This window comes from Pedobacter glucosidilyticus, from assembly GCF_002483235.1.
Lineage (GTDB): Bacteria > Bacteroidota > Bacteroidia > Sphingobacteriales > Sphingobacteriaceae > Pseudopedobacter > Pseudopedobacter glucosidilyticum_B.
The window spans coordinates 123968-134284 of sequence record NZ_DLHN01000017.1 but is presented as its reverse complement, the minus strand read 5'-3'; the positions used below and the strand labels follow the sequence as shown (position 1 = coordinate 134284).

Genomic DNA, 10317 nt, shown 5'->3' with positions numbered 1-10317 from the left:
AGAACCTTTAGAAGCAAGCGGCGCAGCGGAGAGTTTTTGGGTACTTTTTGCGGAAAAAAGTACCTTGACATGGCCGGTCAAGAGGCCGGAAAGCCAGTGGGTGAATGCCTAATTTTTAAACATTTATAAATAGCGTCAATGGTAGCGGAGTCGAGGCCTTTTCTAAGAGTATCAGAGAACATTGCTACTCCGAATCAATAGCATAAACACAATTTTTTGTAAAAAGCCTTTTTCCAATCAACAAATCATCATTAATCATGTGTTATAAAAGGCAATCGTATAGATAAAATATAGCTGCTGTGACAGCCTATTTATTTTAACCTTTTACTTGCCTAAAAAAGATGTTTTAAAGTTATGCTTTTTGTACACTAAGGTAGCTGTTTCGGACCCTCTCCCAGACTTGTTCGGAAATCAAGAGGCGTTTCTCGAAGAAGTCTCGAAGCGGTCTCGAAGAGGGTCCCTAGCAGATTATACCCAATTTTGAGCTGGTTTTTTATGATTTTGTTACCGTTCTCAAAAGTTGATAAAACAACTATATCTTAAAAAGAAGGTATTTAAGATGCTTTAGGGGTGTTAAATCAGCTTTATTCCAAGAGATGATCAAGAAAAAATAAAAATACGCTAGAGAAGATTAAAAGTGCTTAAAATACAAAATCGTAGATAAAAGCTGCAAAATCATTAAAAATGGGGAGGATGTTTTTGGAGTTAAGTACACGAAGTGGGGTTTCGCTAATTACAGAACTTGTGAGTTTTTATTTAATTACCCATAGCTACCTTAAGATTAAAACTAAACACAAAGTGAAATAATGTTATTTTATATTTAGCCTATTCATAATCAAGCTAAATCATTAATTTGGGCTAAACGTTTTTATATGAATCAAGGTATTTATGGGTGTTCTTTTCGGTTGGGATTTTCTTTCCAATTTTTTTCCTCGTTCCTCAAAAAAAGGATTTCTAATTCAATCTCTAACACAAATTGTCGTAAAAAATGAATCTATCTTTAAATACAAATTTAGCTGACGGTTATACGAGCAATTCTCAAATTGCAAGAATTCTTACTGAGAATTGGGTTTTAAATAATTCTTATTGTCCAAGCTGCGGCGATTTACCCTTAAAGGAATTCGAAAATAATCGCCCAGTTGCAGATTTTTATTGCTCAAAATGTAAGGAAGAATTTGAATTAAAAAGTAAAAGCGGAAAAATCTCTAATACAATTACTGATGGAGCTTATTCCTCCATGATTGAAAGAATAAATTCAGATAACAATCCAAATTTTTTCTTTCTAACCTATACAAAACATTGGACAGTCAATGATTTTTTAATAATACCAAAACAATTTTTTACTACAGAAATAATAATTAAACGCCCACCATTAGCAGAGACGGCAAGACGAGCAGGTTGGATAGGTTGTAATATTGATATTTCAAAAGTTGCAGACGCTGGAAAAGTTTTTTTAGTAAAAAATGCTACTATTGTTAATCAGGATTTAGTTAGAGAAACTTTCAATAAAACCTTGTTTTTAAGAACAAAAAGCAAAGATGTTAAGGGCTGGATTTTAGATACTTTAAAATGTGTTGATAGCATCAATAAAGAAGTTTTTTCACTTGATGAAATGTATCAATTTGAAGAAAATCTCAAATTAAAATATCCTCATAACAACTTCATTAGAGATAAATTAAGACAACAATTACAAATTTTAAGAGATAAGGGGATTATTGAATTTATAGGTCGCGGAAAATATAAGAAGATTTAAATAATGAAGAAATATATCATATTAACACCAGAAGGTAAGACTACAGGGCCAAACAGGGATGTTGAAATTAATAATCTTCAAGTTCTAGGAATTGTAGAGAATGTAAAAAATAAAGATGAAGCGATTTCAAAATTATTAAAAGAAAACGATTGGATTTTTGACGCTGAATTTAATGTAGCAGAATTCATTTTGTACGAATTACTTTAATACAATTAGTTTTCCCTCTATTTTAGAATTTTTTAAGGCTTCAACATTATTACTACCGTAAGCAATAAAAACGCTAGGAGAACCAGGAGTACCAACCTGCTTACCTTCTAAATTGAAAAACTTTATTCTTCCTTTTACAAAAAGTAATGCGTCCGCATCATCCCAAATATGTTTAAAAAATGTTTTTGTTTCTGTTCTTGCGAAAATTAAAGCAATTCCGTTTCCATGAATTTTTAATTTTTCCAACCATTTTTCCATCCCTTTACCATATGGAGGATTCATATATACTCTACCAAACCATATTTTTTCTAAACCATTGCTTTTAATTGTATAATTTACTTTAGCATGGGTAAAAGGTGGATTTTCTGGCGAACATGGATCTAAATCAAATTCCCCTAGCATCTTCACTAATGATGGAGGAGTTAACCATTCAACTGTTGTTTGTTCTGATTTTTCAAAGGTTACATCCATATTTATCAAAATTTAAACAAATATTAGATCAAATTTTGATAAATAAAAATTATAAATAGATCATTTTCAGATAATTACATACAATAAGTATCAATTTTTACTATATTTAAAGTTAATCAATTCTAAATCATGATATTATGGAAATACATATTTTTATTAGAATTTTAATTTCCTTTAAGTAATTTATTTGACAAATTCATAATCCTCGCAGAAATAGAATATTTTTACGAATCGACCAAGAAAAAGAGTTTTTGACACTTAGTAAAAACAGAAAGCTAGAAGTATAAAATCCTAAAATATTAGAGTTTAACCATCATCAAGAGCTTGAATTATTCTTGTCAGAAGAACCTACAGAATTTTATTCGTCAGAATTAAACCTAACAAAATTATAGGTCATATTAAATGTGGTAGTAAGCACTTTGATGAAATTAACAAAGAATTATATTAATATTTTCTTAACTCACTTCTTCTCCTTCAACCCTCTATCCATCGCATCATTAACCAAAGTTTCAAACTTGTTGTAAAATTCTTTTTTGTGGATAGCTGGGTAAACCTGAGTCATTAAAATAGCGATAGCATTTCTTTGTGGGTCTATCCAAAACATCGTGTTAAAAGCCCCACTCCAGCTTAATTTACCCACTTTAGCGCCATTTGCTAAGCCTTGTTCGGTAGCAATCTCGAAACCTAAACCAAACTTATTTTTACCCACTTGTAGGTTGCCAATTTGGTTTTGCGACATCATTTCAATGGTTTCGGCTTTTAAAATTCTTTTACCGCCATAAGTACCTTTGTTTAAAATCATTTGTAAAAACAAGGCATAATCTTCTACGGTAGAGCATAAGCCAGAACCTCCCGAAAGGTAAGTTTTAGCTCCCCTAATAGGATAATTAATATTGAATTTACCACTAATTGGGTAGGTTTTAATTAATCTTCCTTCTTTGGTTTCGCTGTACATAGCGGCTAAACGGTAAGTGCTTTCCGGAGGCAAGAAAAAGTAAGTACTGTTCATCCCTAAAGGATTAAATAGATACTCTTTCAAGAAAAAATCTAGCTTTTTGCCAGAAGCAACTTCTATTACATATCCTAAAACATCGGTACTTAAACCATAATAAAATTTGCTATCTGGTTGTACACCCAAAGGCAAAGTGCCTAGCTTTTTCATGCTTTGCTCTATGGTGATATTTTTTACCGTTGCTAAATCAGGGATATCATGTTTATCATATATTTTTTTGAGGGTAGAATCTGCAAAGCCATAACCAATACCTGATGTATGCGTAAGCAAATGCTTAATGGTAATTTCTTTATTTGCAGGTACAGTAGTGTAAGTGGTATCGGTAGCATTAAAGCTAGCCAAAACTTGTGGGTTTTTAAACTCAGGGATGTATTTAGAAACAGGGTCGTCTAGTTTTAGCTTTCCTTGCTCAACCAATATCATGGTAGCAACAGAAATGATAGGTTTGCTCATAGACGCAATCCTGAAAATATCTGTTGGGCGCATTAAAGCTTTAGACTCGCGGTCTCTAAAACCAAAACCTTTGTCATAGAAAACTTGTCCGTTTTTAGCAACCAAGGCTGTAACGCCTGCTGTCCAATTATTAATAAGGGCCGAACCCAGCAAACTGTCAATTCTATCCAGATTGCTTTCCTCAATCTGTAATTTTTTAAGATTTTGGCTGGCAACCAGCTTATCTGTAATCTGTTCTGAGCAAGCACTTGTTAACCACAGTACCGCTATGAAGCTAAAATATTTAATAGTCTTAAACATGCTTAATCTTGTTTATCTTCTCTCTTTTTTTGTCTTTCGGCTTTTCTTTTTTCTCTACGTAATTTTGCCTCTTTAAGTTTAGAAGCCTTTTGGGCAATTTTTTCTTCTTGTTCTTTACTAATGCCTACACTTTCTTTTAGCCCTGTAAAGATAACTTTCCACATTAAATTAAAAAAAGAACCATCGGCTGGTCTTGCATAGCTAGGGTAAGAAACTCTTAAAGCTTCGTTTTTAGAAGGATTGCTTTGCTTAAGCAATAGCGCATTAGCCACCAAAGAAATTAAGCCCATTTTTTTTAAATTGTTATCTTCATCTTTTTTCATGAGGGTAACACTTAAATCTTGATAATTGATTTTAACAAAGCCGCTGGCTCCTCTGACATTTCCCTTGGCAGAAAAATCTAAACTATTCAGGGTTCCAGATTTTACCATCACCATGGCTAAAGGTCTGGTAATAGGATTTATGGTCTCCATAGGCATTTTCCCTATAGATCCCTTATAGCTAAATGCGCCTAGTTTATCTGTTAAATCAAATTTGATATGCACATTTAAGTTTCCTTTACCTAAAAAAAGCGTTTGTAGATAAGCATCTGCAAAATGGTTTTTCTTTAAAAAATAAGGGCTATTACTGATGTTAAACAAATAACCTCTTAAATGATGAAAGGAGATAGTTCCTTTAGCTCCTGTTTTGGGGTTATATTCGGCATAAGCAATTTTAGTATTGTTTAACTCAATAGTGTCGGTATGTATAGTCCAATTTACCCGCTGCAAAGCTAAATGAGGAAAGTTTTTACCCTTATCAATCCCTTTAGGAGCCTTTCCTCTGTTTAAAAAAACAGATACATCACCTTTCTTAAGTAAAACTTTTTGTGCAGCTATCAATCTTTCATCAATAAGTGCCGGATAATTCACGTTTTTAAAGCTAATGGTATCAAAACTTAAGCTATAACGCTCGTGTTGTTTCTCAAATAAATTAGAAAAAGCCATTTCATGATATCGTGGAGCCAACCTAAAGTTTTTAATCAATAGCTCTTTCTTTAAGGTAGAAAACTGCATCTTTTCTAGTTTAATGATGTATAAAGAATCAGCCGTAGGGTAGCTATAATCTTTAAGTTCGGCTATAATATCTTTAGTGGTAAAAATCCGACTTTGATCATACTGTGCGGCAGAATCTATCAAAATATCATTTAATCTGATGTTTAAATTATCTAAATTGGTGATATCTGGTTTGGTTAAAGATAAAGACCTGTCTACATATTTAAACTTTACATTGTTAAAAAAAACAGTACCAACCCTTGCCGATTTTAAAAGGTGTTTAATTTTTTGATAGGTTGTTCTATGGTCTACTTCTCGCTTTCGCGGATATTTTAGCTTGGTATAAATGATATTTAATTCGGGCCTTAAGATGGTAATAGCATCAATGGCTAATTTTCTATCAAAATATATTTTAGAAGGATGAATATTTTTTAAGCCAAGATGATTGATTTTAAGTTCAAAAAGGTTTTCTGGGGCATCTTTTTGGGCAATCATTTTGTTGTAAATAGCCGTATCCGGATAAATATGGATACTATCTATATAAGCACTACCCGTTAATACATTGATGCGGATATCACTAAACTTTACCTTGTATAAGCTATCAGAAACATCGGTAACAGCTTTTTGTAAAACATCTGTAAGTAAAGGTTTCCATTGTTTGTTTAAGTAATAAGCGCCACTAGCTAACAAGAGTAAAACCACTAGGAGTACACCTAGTAGCCATTTTAAAATCAAAAATTTTTTAGGTTTTGGGCTTTGCTCCATGCTGTATAAATATAATAATTATTAGGGTATTCAATTATTTAGCCAGAAATATAATTTTAAAAGGAGTTAAATAAATTAAAAGGCTGACAAACTGTCATTTTACTAAAAAAATCCTAATTTTGTAATCCTAAAAATGTTTAGATGTTAGAATTGAATATACCCTCTAAAGAGCATGATGAAGCCAAACAAGGCCAGGCTCTGGTATTAGAAGCCAGTAAAAATAATAACGGTCGTAAATTATATATAGAAAGTTATGGTTGCGCCATGAACTTTTCTGATAGTGAAATTGTAGCTTCTATACTTGCCGATGATGGTTTTGTAACCACGGCAGATTTTACCGAAGCAGATATTGTATTTATCAACACCTGTTCTATTCGTGAAAATGCCGAGGTAAGGGTAAGAAACAGACTGAAACAATTTAGCGCATCAAAAGCTAAAAATCCGGGAATGATTGTAGGCGTTTTAGGCTGCATGGCAGAGCGTTTAAAAGCGAAATTCTTAGAAGAAGAAAAACTGGTTGATGTAGTGGTTGGTCCTGATGCTTACCGCGATTTACCTAATTTAATCAACAAAGTTGATGATGGTAACAAAGCTGTAAATGTATTATTAAGCAGAGAAGAAACCTATGCGGATATCAATCCGGTAAGGTTAAACTCTAACGGAATTTCTGCTTTTATCTCTATCATGAGGGGATGTGATAATATGTGTTCTTTCTGTGTTGTACCTTTTACAAGAGGTAGAGAGCGCAGTAGAGATGCACATTCTATAGTAAAAGAAGCACAAGATTTATATGCAGCTGGCTACCGCGAGGTTACCTTGTTAGGGCAAAATGTTGATTCTTATAAGTGGAAGAGGCCTCACCCTCAATCCCTCTCCGAAGGAGAGGGAAGCGCAGGAGATAGCCTATCCCTTAACCCATCTCAGAAAGAGAAGGAAGTGCAAGGGATAATCCACCAAGAAGAGCGGTTAGATAAGAACTCCCTCTCCTTTGGAGAAGGCGGGGGTGAGGCTTTCGTAAACTTCGCCCAATTGCTAGAAATGGTAGCTTTGGTAAGTCCGGATTTAAGAGTAAGATTTTCTACTTCCCATCCAAAAGATATTACTGATGAGGTTTTAACTACCATAGCTAAATACGAGAATATTTGTAATTACATCCACTTACCGGTACAATCTGGTAATTCAAGGGTGTTAGACATCATGAACCGTACTTACGACCGCCAGTGGTATATGGAAAGGGTAGAAGCTATCAGACGTATCATTCCAGATTGCGCTATTTCTACTGATATCATTACTGGTTTTTGCTCAGAAACAGAAGAAGAACATCAAGATACTTTAAGTATGATGGATTTTGTGAAATATGAGTTTGCTTATATGTTCTCTTATTCTGAAAGACCAGGCACACCAGCGGCTAAGAAGTTTAAAGATGATATTCCTGAAGATGTTAAGCAAAGAAGATTAGAAGAGGTTATCGCTAAACAGCAAATTCATAGCCATTATAGGGCGCAGCAAAGGATTGGTAAAATAGAAAAAGTTTTGATAGAAGGCTTTTCTAAAAAATCCAAAAATGATTATTGTGGCCGTAGCGATCAAAATTTCATGGTTATTTTCCCTGTTGGGGATACCTATAAACCAGGGGACTATGTAAATGTTTTAGTAGAAAGAACTACAACTGCTACATTAATTGGTAAAGTGGTTGGAAAGATTTTAGATGGGAGACACTAGACGTGAGAGGTTATACAAGAACGCATATCTCCATGCTCAAATCTTAAAATAAGGTAGTAAGGAAATACTTTTTACTTTCTACTCTTTACTTTCTACTGTGTACTTTTTACTTTAAAAAAATGGATATACAAGATATTAAACAAAGGTTTGGTATTATAGGGGCTTCGCCCTTGTTGCACCGAGCTATTGATATAGCCAGACAAGTTGCACCTACAGATATAACCGTATTAATTACTGGCGAAAGTGGTTCTGGTAAAGAAGTTTTTTCACACATCATCCATCAGCTTAGTGCTCGTAAACATGGGCCTTTTATTGCGGTAAACTGTGGTGCCATACCAGAAGGAACCATAGATTCTGAACTTTTTGGTCATGAAAAAGGCTCTTTTACAGGTGCCCACGAAGCCAGAAAAGGATATTTTGAAGTGGTTAACGGTGGTACCATATTTTTAGATGAAGTTGGCGAGTTGCCTTTAGGTACACAAGCTAGATTGTTACGTGTGTTAGAATCTGGTGAGTATATCCGTGTTGGATCTTCTAAAGTACAAAAAACGGATGTAAGGGTTGTTGCAGCTACCAATGTAGAGATGTATGAAGCTGTAAGAGCAGGTAAATTTAGAGAAGATTTATATTACCGCTTAAATACAGTGCCGCTTAAAATACCACCTTTAAGAGATAGAAGAGAAGATATTCATCTGTTATTTAGAAAATTTGTAGCCGATTTTTCTGATAAATATCGCTCGCCAAATGTTACTTTAGATGAAGGTGCAGTACAAGTTTTAACCAATTTTAATTGGCCCGGTAACGTAAGACAACTTAAAAACATTGCAGAGCAAATAGCAGTTTTAGAGAAAAACCGACATATTACTGCTCAAACATTGCTTGCTTATATTCCGCAAGATCAGCAATCTTCTTTACCTATGCGTTTAGATAACGGTAAAAAAGAAGATTTCTCTGAACGTGATATCCTCTACAAAGTTCTTTTTGATATGAAAAAAGACATGGTTGAGCTTAAAAAATTAGTGGCCGATATTATTCAGAGTGGTGATAACGTTTCTAATTATGCCGCTACACATCCGCAAATATTAAATTCTTTATATCAGGATTTAGATGTGCAGCATATAGAACCTCAGTTAACCATACAACAGCCAGTAGTAAACCGTCAGGATGATTTTCATATTACCCAAGATGCAGAGGAAATAGAAGAATCTTTATCTTTGATAGACAAAGAAGCCGATATGATTAAGAAAGCTTTAAAAAAGCATAAGGGTAAACGTAAATCGGCAGCAGAAGAATTAGGGATATCAGAACGTACTTTGTACAGAAAAATTAAAGAATTAAATCTCAATTAAAGACATGAGAAAAAGAGGTTATATCGTTATATGTGCCATGCTGATGCTGTTAAATGCCTGCGGTATTTATTCTTTTACAGGAGGGTCTATATCTGCCGGGATGAAAACCGTATCAGTAGCTTTATTTGAGAACAATGCGCCACTGGTAGTTCCTATTCTTAGTCAGAGTTTTACCGAAGCTTTAAAAGACCGTATCAGAACGCAAACCTCCTTAAGTTTTTTAAGAACCAATGGTGATGCAGATTTTCAGGGGCGTATAACAGATTATAACATACAACCCGTTGCTATACAGGGCGACCAACAAGTATCAGCAGGCTTAAATAGGCTTACCATTACAGTACAGGTAAAATATACCAATACCATAGAGCCTGATAAAAGTTTCGAACAATCTTTTACCCGGTTTAGAGATTTTTCTACCCAAGGAAACGCATTTGCCAGTCAGGAACAAGCTTTAATCAAGGATATTAATGCGCAATTAACAGAAGATATTTATAACAGAGCTTTTGCCAATTGGTAAGGTTTTTTTACCTTCACAAATCTTAAAAAAAGATAAATTTTGGAGCAATTAGAATATAATCATACAAAAGAGATAAGATTTTCTGATTATCTGTTGGATTTGCAAAAGCTTAATGAGAGCAAATTAGCAGATTTAGAAAGCTTAATTCATAAATATCCTTATTGCCAAACACTTTATTTATTGGCAACAAAAGCTGCGCAAAATACGTCAGCTTTTAACCAGAAACTTACACAGGCAGCCACCATATTACCTGATAGAACTGCACTTCACCATATCATTCATCATCCAGAAAAATTAAATAAAGATTATTCATCTTTAGAGCTTGCGGAAGAAAAAGAAGTAACCCAAGAAGCATTGGTTTCTATCATTCAGGAAGATTTAAGCCCTGAAAATAACTTGGTAGAAACTCCTGCCGAGCTTAAGCAAGAAACTGTAGAAAGCCATGAAGAGGTACCTTCACCTGCTGCTGAAAGTTTTGTTCATGAAGATGAAGTTTATGAAGAGATTGCTGATGTGGTATTAGAGCATATTATTCCAACGGTAAACCCAGTAGAAGAAGAAAACGATATAAACCTTAATGTATCTACCTCTTCAGAAATGGTTGTAGAAGAACCATCAATAGAGCATGAAGAATTACCATTAAATATAGATGAAGAAATTTCTGCTGAAGCCATAGAAACAGCTACCCCATCAGTTTCGGAAGAAGAAGAAAAAGTGGCAGCAGCAGCAGCAGC

9 protein-coding genes are annotated in these 10317 nt (G+C 34.1%); 6 read left to right on the top strand and 3 right to left on the bottom strand.

Annotation, left to right across the window (positions count from 1 at the left end; genetic code table 11):
- Positions 1-988: 988 nt before the first annotated feature.
- Positions 989-1753 (top strand): DpnI domain-containing protein, encoded by a 765-nt coding sequence (locus B2745_RS04260; protein ID WP_304064044.1) that lies wholly within the window; start codon positions 989-991, stop codon positions 1751-1753.
- A 3-nt stretch (positions 1754-1756) separates the two neighbouring features.
- The gene (locus tag B2745_RS04255; RefSeq protein WP_304064043.1) at positions 1757-1960 is read left to right on the top strand and encodes a hypothetical protein; all 204 of its coding nucleotides are present in this window, start codon (positions 1757-1759) and stop codon (positions 1958-1960) included.
- On the opposite strand, the gene B2745_RS04250 is transcribed toward B2745_RS04255, so the two are convergent.
- The 3 genes from B2745_RS04250 to B2745_RS04240 all read right to left on the bottom strand — a co-directional run bounded on the left by B2745_RS04250 (position 1952) and on the right by B2745_RS04240 (position 5995).
- Positions 1952-2431 (bottom strand): DNA N-6-adenine-methyltransferase, encoded by a 480-nt coding sequence (locus B2745_RS04250; RefSeq protein ID WP_304064042.1) that lies wholly within the window; start codon positions 2429-2431, stop codon positions 1952-1954. The two genes, B2745_RS04255 and B2745_RS04250, sit on opposite strands and share 9 nt — an antisense overlap.
- A gap of 460 nt (positions 2432-2891) precedes the next feature.
- Complete coding sequence (locus B2745_RS04245; protein ID WP_304064041.1) at positions 2892-4196, bottom strand: serine hydrolase domain-containing protein; 1305 nt, start codon at positions 4194-4196, stop codon at positions 2892-2894.
- Between the two features lie 2 nt (positions 4197-4198).
- Positions 4199-5995: a hypothetical protein gene (locus B2745_RS04240; RefSeq protein ID WP_304064040.1), complete on the bottom strand. Its 1797-nt coding sequence runs from the start codon at positions 5993-5995 to the stop codon at positions 4199-4201.
- A gap of 141 nt (positions 5996-6136) precedes the next feature.
- Here B2745_RS04240 and B2745_RS04235 point away from each other — a divergent pair, with 141 nt between their 5' ends.
- The 4 genes from B2745_RS04235 to B2745_RS04220 all read left to right on the top strand — a co-directional run.
- Positions 6137-7717, top strand: coding sequence for a MiaB/RimO family radical SAM methylthiotransferase (locus B2745_RS04235; protein ID WP_304064039.1), 1581 nt, complete (start codon positions 6137-6139; stop codon positions 7715-7717).
- Between the two features lie 119 nt (positions 7718-7836).
- Positions 7837-9066: a sigma-54 interaction domain-containing protein gene (locus B2745_RS04230; RefSeq protein ID WP_304064038.1), complete on the top strand. Its 1230-nt coding sequence runs from the start codon at positions 7837-7839 to the stop codon at positions 9064-9066.
- A 4-nt stretch (positions 9067-9070) separates the two neighbouring features.
- Positions 9071-9583: an LptE family protein gene (locus B2745_RS04225; RefSeq protein WP_304064037.1), complete on the top strand. Its 513-nt coding sequence runs from the start codon at positions 9071-9073 to the stop codon at positions 9581-9583.
- Between the two features lie 39 nt (positions 9584-9622).
- Positions 9623-10317: hypothetical protein (locus B2745_RS04220; protein ID WP_304064036.1), on the top strand; the 695-nt coding region annotated here is incomplete at its 3' end.